18 protein-coding genes and 1 pseudogene are annotated in these 19,270 nt (G+C 64.5%); 16 read left to right on the forward strand and 3 right to left on the reverse strand.

Annotation, left to right across the window (positions count from 1 at the left end; translation table 11 throughout):
* Positions 1-144: 144 nt before the first annotated feature.
* From J8I35_RS04080 to J8I35_RS04090, 3 genes and pseudogenes are all read left to right on the forward strand, one after another.
* Positions 145-404, forward strand: a pseudogene (locus tag J8I35_RS04080) (LysR family transcriptional regulator); the annotation flags it as partial.
* 446 nt (positions 405-850) lie between these two features.
* A complete protein-coding gene (locus tag J8I35_RS04085; RefSeq protein WP_209924571.1) occupies positions 851-1,225 on the forward strand; it encodes a VOC family protein in 375 nt (124 codons plus the stop codon).
* Entirely contained in the window at positions 1,225-1,902 is a 678-nt protein-coding gene (locus tag J8I35_RS04090; protein ID WP_209924572.1) for a hypothetical protein, read from the forward strand. The genes J8I35_RS04085 and J8I35_RS04090 overlap by 1 nt, the downstream gene beginning before the upstream one ends.
* A gap of 5 nt (positions 1,903-1,907) precedes the next feature.
* Here the strand turns inward: J8I35_RS04090 and J8I35_RS04095 are convergent, their stop codons facing one another.
* Entirely contained in the window at positions 1,908-2,879 is a 972-nt protein-coding gene (locus J8I35_RS04095) for a LysR substrate-binding domain-containing protein (RefSeq protein WP_050017265.1), read from the reverse strand.
* 134 nt (positions 2,880-3,013) lie between these two features.
* Here J8I35_RS04095 and J8I35_RS04100 point away from each other — a divergent pair, with 134 nt between their 5' ends.
* A complete protein-coding gene (locus J8I35_RS04100; RefSeq protein WP_209924573.1) occupies positions 3,014-5,314 on the forward strand; it encodes an NADP-dependent malic enzyme in 2,301 nt (766 codons plus the stop codon).
* Between the two features lie 124 nt (positions 5,315-5,438).
* Here the strand turns inward: J8I35_RS04100 and J8I35_RS04105 are convergent, their stop codons facing one another.
* Positions 5,439-6,860: a hypothetical protein gene (locus tag J8I35_RS04105; protein ID WP_209924574.1), complete on the reverse strand. Its 1,422-nt coding sequence runs from the start codon at positions 6,858-6,860 to the stop codon at positions 5,439-5,441.
* A 380-nt stretch (positions 6,861-7,240) separates the two neighbouring features.
* Here J8I35_RS04105 and J8I35_RS04110 point away from each other — a divergent pair, with 380 nt between their 5' ends.
* From J8I35_RS04110 to J8I35_RS04125, 4 genes are all read left to right on the forward strand, one after another.
* Positions 7,241-7,885, forward strand: a complete 645-nt coding sequence (locus J8I35_RS04110; RefSeq protein ID WP_245170094.1) for a hypothetical protein — start codon at positions 7,241-7,243, stop codon at positions 7,883-7,885.
* A 361-nt stretch (positions 7,886-8,246) separates the two neighbouring features.
* Entirely contained in the window at positions 8,247-9,446 is a 1,200-nt protein-coding gene (locus J8I35_RS04115; protein ID WP_209924575.1) for a PLP-dependent aminotransferase family protein, read from the forward strand.
* Between the two features lie 12 nt (positions 9,447-9,458).
* Positions 9,459-9,650, forward strand: coding sequence for a hypothetical protein (locus tag J8I35_RS04120; protein WP_124638385.1), 192 nt, complete (start codon positions 9,459-9,461; stop codon positions 9,648-9,650).
* 97 nt (positions 9,651-9,747) lie between these two features.
* A complete protein-coding gene (locus J8I35_RS04125; RefSeq protein WP_209924576.1) occupies positions 9,748-10,335 on the forward strand; it encodes a pyridoxamine 5'-phosphate oxidase family protein in 588 nt (195 codons plus the stop codon).
* A gap of 25 nt (positions 10,336-10,360) precedes the next feature.
* Here J8I35_RS04125 and gcvA read toward each other — a convergent pair whose 3' ends face one another.
* Complete coding sequence (gene gcvA / locus J8I35_RS04130) at positions 10,361-11,251, reverse strand: transcriptional regulator GcvA (protein WP_050017260.1); 891 nt, start codon at positions 11,249-11,251, stop codon at positions 10,361-10,363.
* Between the two features lie 134 nt (positions 11,252-11,385).
* Between gcvA and J8I35_RS04135 the strand changes: the two genes are divergently transcribed.
* From J8I35_RS04135 to J8I35_RS04170, 8 genes are all read left to right on the forward strand, one after another.
* Positions 11,386-12,090, forward strand: a complete 705-nt coding sequence (locus J8I35_RS04135) for an SDR family oxidoreductase (RefSeq protein ID WP_124554383.1) — start codon at positions 11,386-11,388, stop codon at positions 12,088-12,090.
* A 198-nt stretch (positions 12,091-12,288) separates the two neighbouring features.
* Positions 12,289-13,566, forward strand: coding sequence for an epoxide hydrolase (locus J8I35_RS04140; protein WP_124630874.1), 1,278 nt, complete (start codon positions 12,289-12,291; stop codon positions 13,564-13,566).
* 291 nt (positions 13,567-13,857) lie between these two features.
* Positions 13,858-14,901, forward strand: coding sequence for an alpha/beta hydrolase (locus tag J8I35_RS04145; protein ID WP_209924577.1), 1,044 nt, complete (start codon positions 13,858-13,860; stop codon positions 14,899-14,901).
* A complete protein-coding gene (locus J8I35_RS04150) occupies positions 14,901-15,443 on the forward strand; it encodes a cytochrome P460 family protein (RefSeq protein WP_050017257.1) in 543 nt (180 codons plus the stop codon). Before J8I35_RS04145 ends, J8I35_RS04150 begins: the two co-directional genes overlap by 1 nt.
* Positions 15,444-15,703: 260 nt before the next feature.
* A complete protein-coding gene (locus J8I35_RS04155; protein WP_209924578.1) occupies positions 15,704-16,051 on the forward strand; it encodes a DUF4148 domain-containing protein in 348 nt (115 codons plus the stop codon).
* An 84-nt stretch (positions 16,052-16,135) separates the two neighbouring features.
* Positions 16,136-16,927 (forward strand): alpha/beta hydrolase, encoded by a 792-nt coding sequence (locus J8I35_RS04160; RefSeq protein ID WP_050017286.1) that lies wholly within the window; start codon positions 16,136-16,138, stop codon positions 16,925-16,927.
* A gap of 76 nt (positions 16,928-17,003) precedes the next feature.
* Entirely contained in the window at positions 17,004-18,404 is a 1,401-nt protein-coding gene (locus tag J8I35_RS04165) for an amidase family protein (protein ID WP_209924579.1), read from the forward strand.
* Between the two features lie 375 nt (positions 18,405-18,779).
* Positions 18,780-19,250 carry a rhodanese-like domain-containing protein gene (locus tag J8I35_RS04170; protein WP_209924580.1) on the forward strand — a complete coding sequence of 157 codons (471 nt, stop codon included), beginning with the start codon at positions 18,780-18,782 and terminating at the stop codon, positions 19,248-19,250.
* The last annotated feature ends 20 nt before the right edge of the window (positions 19,251-19,270 follow it).

Raw genomic sequence — 19,270 nt, forward strand, 5'->3', positions numbered from 1 at the left:
CCATTCAGTCTGGCGTTCGTCGCCGCGTCGGTCAGTGCGATGCGTTGAACAGAGAATGGCCCCGTTCCGTCATAGTGTCCAAGACGGGTTTGTGATGCTAACCATAGGAAAGACCAATTGTTGTCGGGCGCGAAGAAATTCGCCGTGCTGTTGCGTGGTATCCGTTACTTCCCGGCCGTCCCGGAACACGGCAATTTCACGTGCGCCGCCGAGGCACTGCACGTTTCGCAGTCCGCGCTGTCGCAGCAGATACGTCGACTGGAAGACACGCTGCGCACTCAGCGGCTAGACCGTTCGGGGCAGAACGTGCAACTCATGGATGCCGGCGCGGCGGGGATCCGCTAAGCGAAATCCGTGCTATGGGATCTGGATGCGGGTGGGCGATACATGACGTCGGCGAACTGAAGGCTCGGCAGACGAGTGATGGCGAATCGATGATTTTTCCTGCCGACACCGCGAGTCACTGTCCGGCCGGGCAATGGGTGCCCGCGATGCTGGAAGGCGTATGGAGGCAAGCCACAAGCGCTCACGAACAGTAAGATCCGCTTCGTTTGCGCCGTAGCCGGGGTGTACACGTTGAGCAAGCATATCGGCAGTCGAGATCTCCTCCTGGTCATTCGGCTGTTGGTCTTCGTGAAGAGCAAGCGCTGCCCCAATACCAACGGGAGACTGCGGCGGCTCAACATCGGAGGACCGGTTCATGGTGAACAAGGGTCATTGGCGCGAACGATGCGAAGCGCCGCTCAGGGTCCTTTGGAGCCGGTAACGGACCACCGCCGCATGTGGCAACATTGCGGCCATCGCTACATCACACCACCGTGATGACTGATCGATCCATCGGAGGGAGCTCATGTTTGACCACGTCAAATTCGGCGTCAGCGACTACGCCGCCAGCAAGGCGTTTTTCCTGAAGGCACTCGAACCGCTGGGCGCCGAAATTGTCGGGGAAAGCGACCCGTCGTACGGGATCGAGATCGGTCTGCCCAGCAAGTCTTCGCTGTGTCTGTTCCCGACCGACGAGAAGCCGGCGCCTCTCCACATCGCGTTCGCGGCCGACACGCGGCAGCAAGTCGATGCATTCCATCGCGCGGCGCTGGAGGCCGGCGGGAAAGACAATGGCGCGCCCGGGCTGCGGCCGCATTATCACGCGAACTACTACGCGGCGTTCGTCATCGGGCCGGATGGACACAATATCGAGGCGGTGTGTCATCGGGCGGAGGGGTGATGCGCTGGATCGGTAAAACGCTCGCGGCGATCGCAAGCATGGCGCTCGTCGGCATCGCCTGCGTTCAAGCCGCGCCCCGCGAAACGGCATTCCCGCGCTTCACTCAGACGGAAGGCAAGCTCGACGGCGACGGGCTGCCGCTTTCCGGCGTGAAGCTCTGCGTGCTGCCCGACCGTGCGCCGTGCTTCGAGATGCCGCCGGCGCCGCTTCCTCATTCCTCGAAGGAGCTGTACCAGTTCGGCCTGAATCCACGGTCCGAGCGGTTGCCGATTGCATCGGGCGGCTCGTGGGTATTCTTCTCGGGGATGTTCTCGGGTGGCGGCAGCGGGATGCTGGAGCGCGTGGCCGTGCTGCGGATCGGCGCGACTGGCAAGATCGAGAACCTGATGCCGATCGTTACCGAAACGGAAATGGCCGACCGCGCGATGTGGAACTTGCCGGAGGTGTCGCCGTATCCGCTGTTCGTCCGGGCCGATTACGTGTGGGGCAAGGACGAGGATCATTTCGGTCAGCACTTCTTCGACGTCGACGCGTGGATGTTCGATCCCGCCGCCAATCAATACGCGAAGCGCTTTTCCTACCGCACGAGCAAACGCTACGACAGGGGCGAGGGTGCGGACCACGTGCTGAGCGCCGAGCGTCCGGAAATCCTGCGGCGCCTTGCTGCCGGCAAATAATGCCGCTATCGCTGCACTTCTCCGTACGTCTCCTTGCATACCGCGCGTAGCGCGTCGACGAGCAGATCTCGCGCGGGCGATTGCGAATCGGCGGAGCGCGTGAACAGCGCGATCGGCGGCAACGTCCACACCAGCGAATAAGGCACGATCGCCACGCCGGCGATCCGCACCAGTTCCTCCGCGATATCGGCCGGCACGATCGACACGGCCTCGTCGCTCGACGCGATCATTTCGCCGATCAGCTTCGACGAGTAGCTTTCGACGATCGGCACGGGCGGCGCGATGCCGGCCGACAGGAACAGGTCGGTCACCTGTTCGCGCATCGGCGTATGCGGCGCGCCGAGAATCCAGTCGAGCGCGTGCAGCTTGTGCCAGTCCAGCGGCGTGCGGGCGAGCTTGGCCGCCAGCCGCCGGCTCGCGATCATGCGCGGCTGCTGCTGGTACAGCACTTCGAACGAAACCTGCCCGAGATCGATCGCCGACGACGCGCGCCCGATCACGATGTCGACGCTGTGATCGCGGAGTTGCAGCAGCAGCTGATCGCTGGTGCCTTCGTGAATCGTCACGGTCAGGCGCCGCTCCATGCGCGCTTGCAGCCGCTTCAGCGCGGCCGACAGCATCTGGCCGGAGATGAACGGAATCACGCCGATGTGCAGATGGGCCGCATGCCCGGCGGCGACGGTCTCCATCTCGCGGGCGAGGTGGTCGAGATCCTTGATCATCGCCTTCGCCCGTTCGAGCACGACCGCGCCGAGCGCGGTGGGCCGCATGCCGCGCGACGAGCGTTCGAACAGCGGCGTGCCGAACATGCTCTCCAGCTCGGACAGCGCGTTCGTCACGGCCGGCTGGCTGCTCGCCATGTGCTCGGCGACGCGCGTCAGCGATCCGTGCTGCTGGATCTGCAGCAACAACACCAGATGCCGAATCTTCAGACGCGCGCCCAGCCGCCTGACCACGTCGTTTGCGTCAAAATTCATTGACTAGTCATGTATGCATCATGAAAAAGTGATGGGCCGATACTAAAACAAAATCGTCACGTTATGGCGGATCCCTAGAATCACCTTCATGGATCGCGCCGGGACTGGCCTGGCGCCCACGCCGGGACCACAACATGAAACAGACAGAGACACAGCAGCAGGCCGCGTTCGACTATCACGAGTTTCCGACCCCCGGGAAAATCTCGGTCGTGGCGAGCAAGCCGCTGGTGACGCAGCGCGATCTGGCGCTGGCCTATACGCCCGGCGTGGCGAGCGTGTGCGAGTCGATCGCCGCCGATCCGCTGCAGGCCCACCGCTTCACGAGCCGCGGCAATCTGGTCGGCGTGATCACCAACGGCACCGCGGTGCTCGGCCTCGGCAACATCGGCCCGCTCGCGTCGAAGCCGGTGATGGAAGGCAAGGCCGTCCTGTTCAAGAAGTTCGCCGGGATCGACGTGTTCGACATCGAGATCAACGAGGCCGACCCGGACAAGCTGGTCGACATCATCGCCGGCCTCGAACCGACGTTCGGCGGCATCAATCTCGAGGACATCAAGGCGCCGGAATGCTTCACCGTCGAGCAGAAGCTGCGCGAACGCATGAAGATTCCCGTCTTCCACGATGATCAGCACGGCACCGCCATTACCGTTTCCGCCGCGTTCATCAACGGGCTGAAGGTCGTCGGGAAATCCATCAAGGAAGTGAAGGTCGTGACGTCCGGCGCCGGTGCGGCCGCGCTGGCGTGTCTGGACCTGCTGGTCGACCTCGGGCTGCCGGTGGAAAACGTGTGGGTGACCGACATCGAGGGCGTCGTCTATCGCGGCCGTACCACGCTGATGGACCCGGCCAAGTCGCGCTTCGCGCAGGAAACCGAGGCGCGCAAGCTCGCCGAAGTGATCGGCGGCGCGGATGTGTTCCTGGGGCTGTCGGTCGGCGGCATCCTCACGGCGGAGATGCTCAAGCAGATGGCGGCGCGTCCGCTGATTCTCGCGCTGGCCAACCCGACGCCGGAAATCTTCCCGGAACTGGCGCATGAGACCCGCGACGATGTCGTGATCGCGACGGGCCGCTCGGATTATCCGAACCAGGTCAACAACGTGCTGTGCTTCCCGTACATTTTCCGCGGCGCGCTGGACGTGGGCGCGACGACGATCACGCGCGAGATGGAAATTGCCGCGGTGCACGCAATCGCCGGGCTCGCCGAGGAAGAGCAGAACGAAGTCGTCGCGGCGGCCTATGGCGCGTACGACGTGTCGTTCGGCCCGCAATACCTGATTCCGAAGCCGTTCGACCCGCGCCTGATCGTACGGATCGCGCCGGCCGTCGCGAAGGCGGCGATGGAAGGCGGCGTGGCGACGCGTCCGCTCGCGAATCTCGACGCGTACGTCGAGCAGCTGCAGCAATTCGTCTATCACTCGGGCGCGTTCATGAAGCCGCTGTTCGCGACCGCGCGCCAGCTCGTGCGTGACGGCGGCAAGGCGCGGATCGTGTTCACCGAAGGCGAGGACGAGCGGGTGCTGCGTGCGGTGCAGGTGATCGTCGACGAGAAGCTTGCGCGGCCGATTCTGGTCGGGCGTCCGGAGGTGCTGCTCGCGCGCATCGAGCGATTTGGGCTGCGCGTGCGACTCGGTCAGGATGTCGAAGTGACCAATCCCGAATATGACGAGCGTTTCCCGCAGTACTGGACGAAGTATTGGGAGCTGCGCTGCCGCGACGGTATTTCGAAGGAAATGGCGCGCGTGGAAATGCGCCGCCGCCTGACGCTGATCGGCGCGATGATGGTGCAGCTCGGCGACGCGGACGGGATGATCTGCGGGACGGTGGGCGAGTATCACAATCACCTGCGGTTCGTGGACGAAGTGATCGGCAAGAAACCGGGTGCGTCGACCTACGCGGCAATGAACATCCTGTTGCTCGATCAGCGAACGGTCGCGCTGGTCGATACGCACGTGAACGACAACCCCGATGCGGAGCAGATCGCGGAATTCACGATCGCGGCGGCGCGGCAGATGGAATGGTTGAATCTGACGCCGAAGGTCGCGCTGCTGTCGCGGTCGAATTTCGGGTCGGGGAGTGCGGCTTCGGGCGTGAAGATGCGCCGCGCGCTGGAGATCGTGCGGGAACAGGCGCCGGATATCGAAGCGGATGGCGAGATGCATGGCGACTGCGCGCTCGATGAAGGGCTGCGGGCAAAGCTGCTGCCGATGTCGCCGTTGAAGGGGGCGGCGAATTTGCTGGTTTGTCCGAATGTGGATGCGGGGAATATCGCGTACAACCTGCTCAAGACCGAGGCGGGGAGTAATGTGGCGGTGGGGCCGTTCCTGTTGGGCGTTAATGCTCCCGTGAATATTCTTACTTCGAGTGCAACTGTGCGGCGGATCGTGAATATGGCTGCGTTGACGGTGATTGAGGCTAATCGGGGCGCTTCCGCGTGATGGAATGACGTTAGTGGTGGGGCGGTCATCGCCGGCCCGCCACTAACGCAATGCGAAACGCCTTTTATCTCCGCCACAATAGGCTTCATACGCAAGGAATCATGCTGTGAACTGCGCGCTCATCTTATTGGTTGGCATACAGCAAGCGCACCAGTATGGTCGCAAGGTTGGTCTGCGTCGTAGCGTTGTGAACAGGAGTGCCCGTCGCCTGTAAACCATCGGTGTCGATGACAGTCGAATCGCCTTCAATGTTCCAGAGGTGACCATTGGCGGGAAACTGCTTTCGGCCTGTATGGGGTGACTCACTTCCCACCATCTTGGTACAAATGCCCGTGGCTGTCATCGCTTCCGTTGCGTTCTGATTGTATGGATATTCTCGTATCAAGCCGCACGTGTTTGCACCAGCTTCAAGGCTTTCAGGAACGTATTGCAGCACGAAGAAATGATAGGGAGCCGGCAGCCAGTAATTTTCTGTGAGAAGTGCCGCTATACGGCTCTTGTCTCCGCATCCCACGGCGTTGCAATCCGCAAAACTTATCTGATGCGTTTTGTAGGAGGGATAGTGACCGATGGTGCTGCCACTTGAATCGTCCCCCGGATGGTCGGGATGCATGTTGCCCAGCAGGTGTGCAAACGGATAGGTACGTCGAGTTGTCCAATCGTCGCGGCTCGTGATGTTCAGCCATGTTGGTGTGGATGCAGTCGGCGCAAGGCGTGTGGAGTCGTGATAGAGGTCATAGTAAGCGTCTGCTCCAATAGCCGCATTCAATGTAACGATCAGCGTCTTTTCTCCAAGAGGCTGGTCTGTTTTCATGAACGTGGGTAACAGGGCGCGCGATAAGATTCTGCCACCCAAGGAATGACCGGTCACAATCATACGGTTTGCTGTGGGGCCCTTCTGGACAGCGCGAGCAATATCGGCCAAATCGGATGCCATCGTGCCACTTGTGGCGATCGAATCTGCCGCGCGTGCACGGTTCGCGATTGTAAAGACGCTTGCTACTGGCGTTGAGATGCTTTCTCCCCGCCAGCCAACATAAACACCGAGTACCTGCGTATTCGCTTGCCCCGCGCGCGACAGTGCATCCTTGTACCGCGCCAGCATATGGTCGAAATATTTGACGTTCTCGTCGTCGGGGCTGGCGCTATGGTGCCAGCCATGCACGTAGACAGCGACAAACGTTGCTTCTCCCGCGGTATTTGAATTCTCGATTTTCTGCAGGATGGCGTGTAGCTGATTTGGCGCGAACAGTTGGCCCGGCCCCTTGCATGCCTCGCTCTCCAGTTCGCAGTATTCGAGAAAGGCCACGCTGAAGCGCCTTTCCACGCGACCATCGTTGTTCTCCGTAACGCCCGCTTGGGTAGCTGGACAGTCGGCGCGTCGGCCGACTTTATCGATTGTGCATGACCTGGATTGGAAGCCAACTTGTTGATACTGCTTGTCTGGTACGGCACTGCACCCTGCTAAGGTCAGTGAAGTGATGCATGCGCCAAAGATCATCGTGCGTGCGATGCTTCGATACTCTTTAATTTCCCCATTTTTCATTTTTTTTGTCGCTCCGTTATCGATCTGTAACACTTCTCAAGTGTGCAGGTCGAGTCCGAGTCACGTTGGCCGCTCCTGCATGATCGAAACATAGTCGATCATTTTTAAAAGTTCCACTCAGGAGATTCCGCACTATCTCTGTACGGAATCGAGTTCAATAGGGCGGTCGACAGACGAACCAGGAGATTTCGGGAATTTCGAGAGAAGGATGTCTACTGGTCGAAGCATAACAAGACGTACCGACACTGGAGATCCGTGGATAGTTGTGGCGGCGACTTCGTGGTCTACAGCTAGCCCAAACTCATCAAGCTGGACAAGCCGATCATTCTGAAAATTGACACCGTATACAGAACCATTCCGGCCGAGCAATGAAAGTGGCAATGACCATCCTCAAAGTAGTCTTGTCGGTGGTCGCCATATATCTGGTTGTCGATATCGGCTGGCTGTTCTTACCGCGCAACGTGAGGAACGGGATCGTACTTGTCTCGGTCATGAACACGAAGCTGGCGATCTTCGCCATCACGTCGATCATCTTCGGGTTCTACGTGTACCGGCTCGTCAGAAATTTCAACCGTTTCAGCCGAGCGAAGCGCGCAGGCGCCGCGATCGTCACACTCGTTTTTTTCGCATTCGTCTACTTGGTAGGCTATCGCGGAATCATGATTGACCGTACCGATTGTCAGCGCTTCAACTACAACGTCAAGATGGATGGTGGTGTCAAACAGGTCGACGGCATAACCTACATCGTCAACATCTGCGGAAGCGGTGTCCGCAGCAATGGTTTTTTGGGTGATCAGAATGAGCAGGTCAAACTCGTCGTCAGCGATGCACATGGCTCGACGCTTGCTACGCGACCATTTTTCGTTTTTTGGGACGGCCGGCCGGGTGAGGACTCGACCATCATCCGTAAGAACAAGTTGGATTATTTCGACGCATCGGATGAGGACGACAGTGAAAGGTCGATCTCGCTGCCACCCACCACGTTCGATTGGGTCGCGGCAAAATTTCCGATTTGGCTTCGCTGAGAATGGTCCCGCCGCCCGGGCGGTCGTTGCGTTGAAGCGGCGCCACCCACGATTCTCGCCGAACCACCCAAGCCAGGAAAGCAGCGGTGATCGCCGTGACCACCCCGGCGAAACAATCGCCCGAATCAAACACCCGTTCGACGAACCGCCACCGAACCCCGCATCCCCACGCGCCGCCAACACCCGCCCAACCGCGATGTAATGACCAAACCGCAAGACCTAGTGCATAGATATCGTTTGCCGAGCCCTTAATGACTATCGACAATCGTGGCTCGAATTCACCGCCGCGGCGCCAGAAGCGCCTTGGCGGCCGGCGCTCGACGGCTATCCCGGCCGTCCGCGCCCACCTGCACACGACGACATGTACGCGTTCACGCCCTCGTTCCAAAACCCCGCCGGCTCGCCGATCCGCGAGTTGTTCAAGTACCTGTCCGAACCGGGCATGATTTCCTTCGCGGGCGGCTATCCGGCCAGCGACCTGTTCGACGTCGACGGCCTGAACGCGGCGGCCGAACGTGCGTATGGGCAGCCCATCCGCTGTCTGCAATACGGCCCGACCGACGGCCTCGCCGAACTGAAGCAGCAACTGATCGCGCTGATGGCGCGTCGCGGCGTCGCGTGCACGCCGGCCGAGCTGCTCGTCACGACCGGCTCGCAGCAAGGTCTCGACCTGCTGCTGCGCGTGATGGTGTCGCCCGGCGACGTCGTGCTGACCGAACAACCGGCGTACCCGGCCACGCTGCAGGCGATGCGTTTGCAACAGGCGCGCATCGTGACGATTCCGGTCGACGGCGAAGGCGTCGACGTCGATCGTCTGGCCGAACAACTCGCATCCGGCGCGATCGCACAGCCGAAGCTGCTCTACACGGTCCCGACTTTCGCGAACCCGACGGGCGCGACGCTCACGCGCGAACGCCGGCTGAAGCTGCTGCGTCTCGCGGCGCAATACCGTTTCCTGATCATCGAGGACGATCCGTACGGCGACCTGCGTTTCGCGGGCGAAGCCGTGCCGTCGATGCTCGCGCTGGCCGGCGAGGTGGATGGCGCGCGCGACTGGCTCGTGCATTTCGCGAGCCTGTCGAAGATCGTCGCGCCGGGGCTGCGCGTGGGCTGGACGATCGCGCCGGCCGAAATCGCGCGGCGCTGCGTGATCGCGAAGCAGACGGTCGACCTGTGCAGCGCGCCGTGGACGCAGGCCACCGCCGCCGAATATCTGGCGGACGGCGCGCTCGAACGCCATCTGCCGCGCATCACGGCCGCGTACCGGCGCAAATGCGACGCGATGTGCGATGCGCTGCGCGACGGCTTCGGCGATGCGATCGAATTCCATCGTCCCGAAGGCGGGATGTTCGTGTGGGCGCGGCTCGGCGCGGTATCGTCGGACGGGCTGCTGCAACAGGCGATCGCCAACAAGATCGTGTTCGTACCCGGCAAGGCGTTCTTCGCGGACAACGTCGACGCGGCGTCGCTGCGCCTGTCGTTCGCCGCGCCGGACGTCGATGCGATCCGGGAAGGCGTCGCGCGTCTCGTGCGCGCGTATGGTGCGGCGCGGGCCGCGTGAGGAGACACCGACATGAATAACACCATCAACGAAACGGCCGCGGTGGGCGCGGCTGCGAACACCGGCGACAAGCGGCCGGCAAAGCATCCGTCGTCGCAGATCAGCGCCGGGCCGCAGTATGTGGCCGACGTGCTCGGCCGCTTCGGCGCGGAGCCGGCGACCGATGCCGGCGATGCGGCGCCGGTCGTGCTCGGCTACAACTGAGCGGCACAACGGCGGCTGCGGCGCATCCGATGCGAGCCGTCGCCGACACAAGCGGTTAAGCTTGCGCGATCGAAACACCGACGATCGCCGCCGCCTCATGTCCGACTCGACCTCCGAATCGCTCGCGCAAACCTACGACCGCGTCTGGTCCTGCCTCGAATCCGGCGTGAGCGTACAGCGTTCGCCGTTCACGATGCTGCAGGCGGCGACGCTCGGCCTCGATGGCGCGCCGAAGGTCCGGACGATCGTATTGCGTCAGGTGAGCCGCACCGCGCACGTGCTGTCGTTTCATACCGACGCGCGTTCGGAGAAAGTCGCGGAGTTGCGTCGCGATCCGCGCATCTCGATCGTCGCGAATGATCTCGACGCGCTCGCGCAGATTCGCGCGGAAGGTGTTGCATCGATCTGCGACGACGAAGCGCAACGGCGCGCGATCTGGGCATCGAGCCGCCCGCATACGTTGCTGCTGTATCGCGCGCCGTTGCCGCCCGGCACGCCGATCTCCTCACCGGAAGACGCGCATATCGACAACGCCGCCTCAACCGGCGACGGCTACGACAACTTCTGCCTGATCCACATGACGATCACGCGCATCGACTGGCTCGAACTCGCGCGCGCCGGCCATCGCCGCGCGGTATTCGATCTGAACGAAAGCGGCTACGAAGCCCGCTGGATCGCGCCTTGACGCTGGTCAAGCGCGCTCGATCCACTCAAGGCCGCCCGTCCGACGCGGCCTGGATCATCCACTCGCGCATCACCGCGATCGCGTCGTCGTCGCGACGCTCGGCTGGATACACGAGATAGAACCCCACCGACAGCGGAAACGCGAAATCGAACGGCTTGCACAGCCGGCCTGCTGCGATATCGCGTTCGACCAAAGGCTCGGTCGCGAGCGCGATGCCCTGGCCGGCGACGGCCGCATCGATCGCGAGCGACGTCTGGTTGAAGCGCAGCCCCTTGTGCGGATCGACGTCGACCGGTTCGGGCATCGCGGCGAGGAACTCGGGCCACAGGTCGTGCGCGTCGTGCAGCAGCACCTGCCCGGCGAGCGCGCGCGGCGAAGCCGGCGCGGTCAGCACCGACGGGCTGCACACCGCGCACACGTCGAGCGGGAACAGCGCATGAGTGGCGAGATGCTTGCCGAACGGCGGCTTGCCGTAGCGGATCGCGAGATCGACGCCGTCATGGCGGAACGTCGCGATCTGCGGATCGGCGATCACGCGCACGTCGTAGTCGGGATGCGCGTCGGTGAACTGCGCGAGCCGCGGAATCAGCCACTTCGACGCGAACGACGGCGTCGTGCTGATCGTCAGCGCGGCGCGCCGCTTCACGAGCTTGTCGGTCGCGTCGGCGATCGCGTGCAGCGCGCGCTGCACGTCGGAGAAATACGCGGCGCCGTCGTGCGTGAGCGCGAGGCCGCGCGGCAGGCGCTCGAACAGCTTCAGGCCGAGCACGTCCTCGAGGTGGCGCACCTGCTGCGCGACGGCGCCCTGCGTGACGCCGATCTCGTCGGCGGCCGCGCGGAAATTGAGGTGCCGCGCGGACACTTCGAACGCGCGAAGCGCATTCAGCGGTGGCAGGCGGGAAGGACGTGGCGGCATCGTCAGGCTGTAGAAAAACTATCGGCTGGCGGCAGAAATACTGGTTCGACAGTGGGAAGCGATGCGCCTACATTACCACCATGGCGCGCCGAATGGCGGCTGCGCGGCGGCAGAATGAGAATGAGGAGCGGATCGTGACTGTAGAAAAAGTGGCGTTGATCACGGCGGCGGGCAAGGGCATGGGCGCGGCGATCGCGCGCGAACTGGCGGCGACGGGCTATCGCGTCGCGCTGATGTCGCCGTCGGGCAGCGCGGTGGCGCTTGGCGACGAACTCGGCGGTTTCGGCATCAAGGGCTCGGTGACCGAAGAGGCCGATATCGACCGGCTCGTGCAGGAAACGGTCGCGCGCTACGGCCGGATCGATGCGGTCGTGAACAACACCGGCCATCCGCCGAAGGGCGAGCTGCTGGCGATCACCGACGACAACTGGCACACGGGGCTCGATCTGATCCTGCTGAACGTGGTGCGCGTGATGCGCCGCGTGACGCCGATCTTCCAGAAGCAGGGCGGCGGCGCGGTGGTCAATATATCGAGCTTCGCGGCGGACGCACCCGAGCAGCCGATGCCCGTGTCGTCGGCGCTGCGCGCGGCGCTGAGCGCATGGACGCGGCTGTACGCGGAACGCTATGCGGCCGAGAACATCCGGATGAACGCGGTGCTGCCGGGCTTCATCGACAGCTGGCCGGAAACGCCGCAGATCGTCGCGCGCATTCCGGCCGGCCGCTTCGGCAAGACCGGCGAGATCGCGAAGACAGTCGCGTTCCTGCTGTCGGACGGCGCGGGCTACATCACCGGGCAGAACATTCGCGTCGACGGCGCGATCGTCAACGCGCTCTGAGCGCGACACCGGCGAGCGGCCGCGCAAGCGCTGCTCGCCGCGCAGCAGCTACAAACGCGTACAAATCAGACAAATTCGGGATACATCCGACCTTTCAAATGGGCGACGCCGCGTGACATGGGCACGCCGGATTGAAAGCCTGAGCGCGATCCCCCGCGGCATGTTCACTTTCCATTTCACGAAAGGAGATGCCGAACGATGTCCTTCACACCGTTTTCCCCGATGCGTCGCCACCTGCTGGCCACTTCCGTGGCCGCCGGGGTCTCGGCGATGCTGCCCACCGCGCTGCATGCGGCCACCGGCGCGAGCGGCATACGCCCGTTCACCGCCCACATCCCCGATGAAGCCGTGGTCGATCTGCGTCGTCGTATCGTCGCGACGCGCTGGCCGGGCCGCGAGACCGTCGTCGACGAATCGCAGGGCGTGCGGCTCGAGCGCATGCAGGCGCTGCTGCGCTACTGGGGCACCGACTACGACTGGCGCAAGGGCGAGGCGCGCCTGAACGGTTTCCCGATGTTCATCACCGAAATCGACGGGCTCGACATTCATTTCATTCACGTGCGGTCGCGGCACGCAAACGCGATGCCGATGATCATGACGCACGGCTGGCCCGGCTCGATCTTCGAGCTGCTGAAGGCGATCGGCCCGCTGACCGACCCGACCGCGCATGGCGCGAGCGCGGACGATGCGTTCCACGTCGTCGTGCCGTCGCTGCCGGGCTTCGGTTTCTCGGGCCGGCCGACGAAGACCGGCTGGGGCTCCGACCACATCGCGCGAGCGTGGGGCGAGTTGATGGCGCGGCTCGGCTATACGCGTTTCGTGTCGCAGGGCGGCGACTGCGGCTCGGTGATCTCGCACCGGATGGCGATGCAGCGCGTGCAGGGCCTGGCCGGGATTCACGTGAACATGCCGGCGACGGTGCCGCCGGATATCGCGACGCTGCTCGAGATCGATGCGCCCGCGCCGGCTTCGTTGACGCCGAAGGAGAAGGCCGCGTACGAGAAGCTCGCGACGTTCTATCGCGACAATTGCGGCTACTCGGCGATGATGGTCACGCGGCCGCAGACGGTCGGCTATGCGCTTGCCGATTCGCCGTCCGGGCAGGCTGCGTGGATGTACGACAAGATCTCGCAGTGGACGTATAGCGGCGGCGTGCCCGAACGCTCGATTCCGCGCGACGAGATCCTCGACGACATCTCGCTGTACTGGCTGACGAACACCGCGACGTCGTCCGCGCAGATCTACTGGGAGGATCACTCGAACAACTTCAACGCGGTGGATATCTCGCTGCCGGCCGCGATCACGGTGTTTCCCGGCGAGATCTACCAGGCGCCGCGCAGCTGGGCCGAGCGCAGTTATCACAACCTGATCTACTTCAACGAAGTCGACAAGGGCGGGCACTTCGCGGCATGGGAAGAACCGGAACTGTTTGCGCGCGAAGTGCGTGCGGGGTTCCGGCCGTTGCGGCGCGCGTAAGCGGCGTAGTAAGCGCAGTGAATACGGGCCGGCCTGGTGCGCGGCCCGTTTTCGTTTCTGCCGCGCGGCCGCGCCGAAACGTCGTTTTTCTCGCGATTTTTGAATCGCTGTGTGTCGTGTTCGCACACGGATACGTTGAGATACAAAGCCTCCGGACGGTTCGGATATAAAACCGGTGAAGCAATTCACACGGCGGCGCGGCGCCATCCGCTGCCGCCGCGAACGACGACATCCGATTGCCCGCACGTGCCGCGGGCCTCTTTCTTAGCGATCGACAATGGAGAACGAGTCATGACCGATACCGTGAACACCCGCCGCCGCCTGCTCCTGGGCACCACGCTGGCAAGCCTGAGCCTGGCCGACCTCGGCTTCAGCGCGCTCGCGCATGCGCAGTCGGCGCCCGATGGATCGGCGGCGAAGCGCCCGGCCGGCGTCGCGTCGCTGGGTACGATCCACCAGATCGATGCGGGCGTGCTCAACGTCGGTTATGCGGATCTCGGCCCGAAGCAAGGCCCGGTCGTGTTCCTGCTGCACGGCTGGCCGTACGACATCTACAGCTACGCGGACGTCGCGCCGCTGCTCGTCGCGGCCGGCTATCGCGTGATCGTGCCGTACCTGCGCGGCTACGGCTCGACGACGTTCCGCTCGGCCGACACGGTGCGCAACGGCCAGCAGGCGGTGACGGCCGTCGACATCGTCGCGCTGATGGATGCGCTGAAGATCGACCACGCGATATTCGGCGGCTACGACTGGGGCGCGCGCACGGCCGACGTCATCGCGGCGCTGTGGCCGCAGCGCGTGAAGGCGCTGGTGTCGGTGAGCGGCTACCTGATCGGCAGCCAGGCGGCGAATGCCAAGCCGCTGCCGCCGCAGGCCGAACTGCAGTGGTGGTATCAGTTCTACTTCTCGACCGAGCGCGGCGAACTCGGCTACGCGCAGAACCGCGACGCGTTCAACAAGCTGATCTGGCAACTCGCGTCGCCGAAGTGGCAGTTCTCCGACGAGACCTACGCGCGCTCGGCCGCATCGTTCCGGAATCCCGATCACGTGGCCGTCGTGATCCACAACTATCGCTGGCGTCTCGGGCTCGCGCAGGGCGAAGCGAAATACGACGACATCGAGCGGCGTCTCGCGGCCGGGCCTTCGATCGCCGTGCCGACGATCACGATGGAAGGCGACGCGAACGGCGCGCCGCATCCGGCCCCGGCCGCGTACGCGAAGAAGTTCACCGGCAAGTACCAGCACCGGACCATTACCGGCGGCATCGGCCACAACCTGCCGCAGGAAGCGCCGCAGGCCTTCGCCGATGCGATCCTGCAAGTGGAGCATCTGTGATGCGGGCCCGCGTGGGGGGATGGCGGCGCGGCGCGCGCCGCGCGTTCGTCGCGGGCGTGCTGCTGGCCGGCGCGTGGTCGGCGAGCGGCCCGGCCGCGTTCGCGGAACAGTCGAAGCCGGCCGCGGCCGCATCGCCGATTTACGGCGTGACGATTCCGCCCGGCTACCGGAAGTGGGAAATGGTCGCGCCGGCCGAAGAGGCCGCACCGCTCGACGAGTTGCGCGTGGTGCTCGGCAATCCGGTTGCGATGCGTGCGCTCGAAAAGGCGACGCTGCCGTTCCCGGACGGCACGATCCTCGTGAAGCTCGCGTACAAGCGCAAGCAGTCCGACGAGTTCGCGCCCGCGACGGTGCCCGGCCAGGCGACGACCGTGCAGGTCATGGTGAAGGACTCGCGTCGCTATGCGGCGACGGGCGGCTGGGGGTTCGGGCGCTTCATCAACGGCGTGCCGGCCGATATCGGCCAGCATCAGACGTGCTTTGCGTGCCATCAGGCGCGGGTCAAGAACCACGATTACGTGTTCACGCGGCTCGCACCGTGACGTGACGCGTGAGCGTGAAGCGGATAGGAAGGCGTGCCCGGCGGGGCACGCCTTTTTTTCGTGGTGCATCGCGTAGCCGGTGTGTATCGCACTGTATCTGCTGCCGTTCCTGAAAAACTGGCATGCAGAAAGCCCGGTTCCGGAAACATGCCGGATACGTGCGCGGGTTCTACTGTCGACATGCAGCAAACGTTCGGTGCCAGGCGTTCGCACCGGATGCCCAGTGCTCGACACCTCAACTTCGTTCAAGGAGAACCTTCATGAAAGCCGCTCGAATCCTCGCCGTTGCCGTCCTCGCCATCGCCCCCGCGCTGTCGTTCGCCGATACCGGCCACAGCCTCACGCGTGCTGAAGTGCGCGCCGACCTCATCCGTCTCGAGAAGGCCGGCTACAACCCGGCCGGCAGCGAAGCGCACTACCCGGACGACATCGCCGCCGCGGAGAACGCCGTCGCGGCTGCCGAGCAGGTCGCGCGTTCCGACCAGAATGGCCCGTCGAAGTCGCAAGGCGACAACGTGGCCGATGCGGTGACGCCGGCCGGCCATCGCGGTGCCGCGCCGTCGCGCGCCGCACGCTACGCCGCCGACGACCTGTACGCGCATTCGTGATCGGGCGCCGCGCTTGCCGCATGCACGCGCGGCTGCTCGGGCAGCACTTTATTTCAACGACACGATAAGGAAGGGAGCATGACGATGGCCGGTTTGATGAAACGCGTTCTGGTATCCGCCGCGATGATCGGCGGACTGTTCGGTGCGGTCGCGGCGCAGGCCGCGCCGAAGGAAGACCTGAAGGGCACCAACGTCGTGCTCGTACACGGCGCATTTGCCGACGGGTCGAGCTGGAACCGCGTGATCCCGCTGCTCGAGGCGCGCGGGCTGCACGTGGTGTCGGTGCAGAACCCGCTGAGCTCGCTTGCCGACGACGCGGCCGCGACGAAGCGTACGATCGACGAACAGAAGGGGCCGGTCGTGCTGGTCGGCCACTCGTGGGCGGGCGTCGTGATTAGCGACGCGGGCAACGACGACAAGGTGAAGTCGCTCGTGTACGTCGCGGCGTTCGCGCCGGACAACGGCCAGTCGATCGCCGACGTCACGCAGGGGCTGCCGGCGCCGGCATGGGCTGGCGAACTGCGCAAGGACGCCGGCGGTTTCGCGCGGCTGTCGGACAAGGCGATCGCACAGGATTTCGCGCCGGATCTGCCGCCCGCGCAGCAGCGCATCGTTGCCGCGACCCAGGGGCCGTGGTATAGCGGGTGCATCTCGGAGAAGGTCGCGCAAGCCGCATGGCATGCGAAGCCGTCGACGTTCGTCGTCGCGACGCACGACCGGATGATCGATCCGACGCTGCAGGAAGCGATGGCGAAGCGGATCGGCGCGACGGTCGCGCGCGTGAACGCGAGCCACGTCGCGATGCTGAGCCAGCCGAAGGCCGTGGCCGACGCGATCATCGCCGCCGCCGAGCGCGCGAAGCAGGATACGCAGTGAGCGAATGCGGCGCCGCGCTTTCGTGACGAAGCGCGGCGCCGCGCGTGATTGTGATGTCTTTTCAGCAGGAGAAGTCATGACCGAACTCTGGCAACTGTCGGCGACCGAACTCGCGAAACGCGTGCGGCAGCGTGACGTGTCCGCGCGCGAAGTGGCGGACGCCGTGCTCGATCGTCTCGATGCGGTGAATCCGGCGATCAACGCGGTGGTCGAACACCGCCCCGACGACGTGCGGCGGCAGGCCGACGAAGTCGATCGCGCGATCGCGCGCGGCGACGATCCGGGGCCGCTCGCGGGCGTACCCGTCACCGTGAAGATCAACGTCGATCAGGCCGGCTTCGCGACGACCAACGGCACGCGCCTGCAGGAAAACCTGATCGCGCCCGCCGACAGCCCGGTGGTCGCCAACATCCGCAAGGCCGGCGGAGTGCTGCTCGGCCGCACCAATTCGCCGACGTTCGCATTGCGCTGGTTCACGTCGAATCGCGTGCATGGTCATACGCGCAATCCGCGCAATCCGTCGCTGACGCCGGGCGGATCGAGCGGCGGCGCGGCGGCGGCCGTAGCAGCCGGGATCGGACCGCTCGCGGTCGGCACCGACATCGGCGGCTCGGTGCGCTACCCGGCCTATGCGTGCGGCGTGCATGGAATCCGGCCGTCGCTCGGTCGCGTGCCGGCATTCAATGCGTCGTCGCCCGAGCGGGCGATCGGCGCGCAACTGATGTCGGCGGCCGGGCCGATCGCGCGCACGATCGACGATCTCTCGCTTGCGCTGCGAGCGTTCTCCGCACCGGACCCGCGCGATCCGTGGCACGTCGCGGTGCCGTTCGACGGGCGTGAGGTGCCGAGGCGCGCGGCGCTGTGCGTGCGTCCGCGCGGCCTGGAGGTCGTGCCCGAAGTCGAGACCGCGTTGCGCGATGCCGCGCGCCGGCTCGTCGATGCCGGCTGGACCGTCGACGAGATCGACGATACGCCGCCGATGCGCGAGGCCGCGCTGCTGCAGGAACAGCTGTGGCTCGGCGATGGCTTCGACGCGCTGGCGAACTCGGTCGAGCAGGATGGCGATCCGGGCGCGGCTGCGGTGATCGCCGCCGTGCGCGGCAAGGTGTGCGATCTGCCGGCCGACGTGATCAGCCGCGCGCTGGTCCGACGCACGACGTTGACGCGCGAGTGGCGGCTGTTTTTCGATGAATATCCGGTGTTGCTGCTGCCGGTTTCGTCGGAACTGCCGTTTCCGGACGATCTCGACCGGCAAGGGCCGGACGGGTTCGAGCGCGTATGGGAAGCGCAGCTCACGTTGCGCGCGCTGCCCGCGATGGGGCTGCCGGGGCTGGCCGTCACGACGTCGATCGTGAACGGCGTGCCGGTGGGCGTGCAGGTGGTCGCCACGCATCATCGCGAGGATCTGTGTCTGCTCGCGGGGCGCGATATCGAGGCGCGTGGCGCGCCGGTTACGGTGGTCGACCCGGTGGTGTGACGTACTGAAGAACACATGCATCGGCGAGGCGCGGTGGCTTCGTCGGTGCATCGCGTGATCCGTTCCATTTCGGACTCCATGACGACGCGCCGCATGCCGCGCCGATCGTCTCTCTCGCTTCCTTTCGAATCCCTTCGATGCACGACATCGAACGGCCCCCGTCCTCCATTTCCATCCCGCCAACGACCGCGCATCGATAGCGCGCGTCTGCTATTGCATTCCCCGCGGCGCTGATTAGGAAATGAATTTTTATTGGTTCTGCTTCCCCGACCGCACTCGCATAGTGGCGCTGACGGCTATAGACAGCACGCAAGCTGCAACAGCCGCATTCCCGGTGTCTTTGTTCATACGAATCTGAGAATACAAGGAAGTGTCATGACGGTTGAACTGGAAGAACGAACTGCCGCCCAGCAGGCGCTGGAAGACGCGCGCACAACGGCCGTGGCGGCCGGCACGCCCTACGCGGGCGGCGTTGCGCCGGAAGCCGCGTGGGCGTTGTTCACGGCGGGCGACGCAGTGCTGGTCGACGTGCGCACGGCCGAGGAACGGAAATTCGTCGGTTACGTGCCGGAGTCGCTGCACGTGCCGTGGGCGACCGGTACGAGCCTGACGCGCAACCCGCGCTTCGTGCGCGAACTGGAAGCGAAGACCGGCAAGGGTGCGGTCGTGCTGCTGCTGTGCCGCAGCGGCAACCGCTCGGCGCAGGCGGCCGAGGCTGCCACCAAGGGTGGTTTCACGCAGGTGTTCAATGTGCTCGAAGGCTTCGAGGGCGACCTCGACGAGCGGCAGCATCGCGGCGGCCACAACGGCTGGCGCTTTCGCGGCCTGCCGTGGGCGCAGGATTGATTCACGGCCGTTACGGGGAG

Origin of the sequence: Burkholderia sp. CpTa8-5 (genome assembly GCF_017815045.1) — a bacterium.
Taxonomy (GTDB): domain Bacteria; phylum Pseudomonadota; class Gammaproteobacteria; order Burkholderiales; family Burkholderiaceae; genus Burkholderia; species Burkholderia sola.

Bases quoted from the DNA above. Each gene is read 5' to 3' on its own strand.
- J8I35_RS04085 (WP_209924571.1), top strand. From the start codon at position 851: ATGTTTGACCACGTCAAATTCGGCGTCAGCGACTACGCCGCCAGCAAG.
- J8I35_RS04090 (WP_209924572.1), top strand. From the start codon at position 1,225: ATGCGCTGGATCGGTAAAACGCTCGCGGCGATCGCAAGCATGGCGCTC.
- J8I35_RS04095 (WP_050017265.1), bottom strand. From the start codon at position 2,879: ATGAATTTTGACGCAAACGACGTGGTCAGGCGGCTGGGCGCGCGTCTG.
- J8I35_RS04100 (WP_209924573.1), top strand. From the start codon at position 3,014: ATGAAACAGACAGAGACACAGCAGCAGGCCGCGTTCGACTATCACGAG.
- J8I35_RS04105 (WP_209924574.1), bottom strand. From the start codon at position 6,860: ATGAAAAATGGGGAAATTAAAGAGTATCGAAGCATCGCACGCACGATG.
- J8I35_RS04110 (WP_245170094.1), top strand. From the start codon at position 7,241: ATGACCATCCTCAAAGTAGTCTTGTCGGTGGTCGCCATATATCTGGTT.
- J8I35_RS04115 (WP_209924575.1), top strand. From the start codon at position 8,247: ATGTACGCGTTCACGCCCTCGTTCCAAAACCCCGCCGGCTCGCCGATC.
- J8I35_RS04120 (WP_124638385.1), top strand. From the start codon at position 9,459: ATGAATAACACCATCAACGAAACGGCCGCGGTGGGCGCGGCTGCGAAC.
- J8I35_RS04125 (WP_209924576.1), top strand. From the start codon at position 9,748: ATGTCCGACTCGACCTCCGAATCGCTCGCGCAAACCTACGACCGCGTC.
- gcvA (WP_050017260.1), bottom strand. From the start codon at position 11,251: ATGCCGCCACGTCCTTCCCGCCTGCCACCGCTGAATGCGCTTCGCGCG.
- J8I35_RS04140 (WP_124630874.1), top strand. From the start codon at position 12,289: ATGTCCTTCACACCGTTTTCCCCGATGCGTCGCCACCTGCTGGCCACT.
- J8I35_RS04145 (WP_209924577.1), top strand. From the start codon at position 13,858: ATGACCGATACCGTGAACACCCGCCGCCGCCTGCTCCTGGGCACCACG.
- J8I35_RS04150 (WP_050017257.1), top strand. From the start codon at position 14,901: ATGCGGGCCCGCGTGGGGGGATGGCGGCGCGGCGCGCGCCGCGCGTTC.
- J8I35_RS04155 (WP_209924578.1), top strand. From the start codon at position 15,704: ATGAAAGCCGCTCGAATCCTCGCCGTTGCCGTCCTCGCCATCGCCCCC.
- J8I35_RS04160 (WP_050017286.1), top strand. From the start codon at position 16,136: ATGGCCGGTTTGATGAAACGCGTTCTGGTATCCGCCGCGATGATCGGC.
- J8I35_RS04165 (WP_209924579.1), top strand. From the start codon at position 17,004: ATGACCGAACTCTGGCAACTGTCGGCGACCGAACTCGCGAAACGCGTG.
- J8I35_RS04170 (WP_209924580.1), top strand. From the start codon at position 18,780: ATGACGGTTGAACTGGAAGAACGAACTGCCGCCCAGCAGGCGCTGGAA.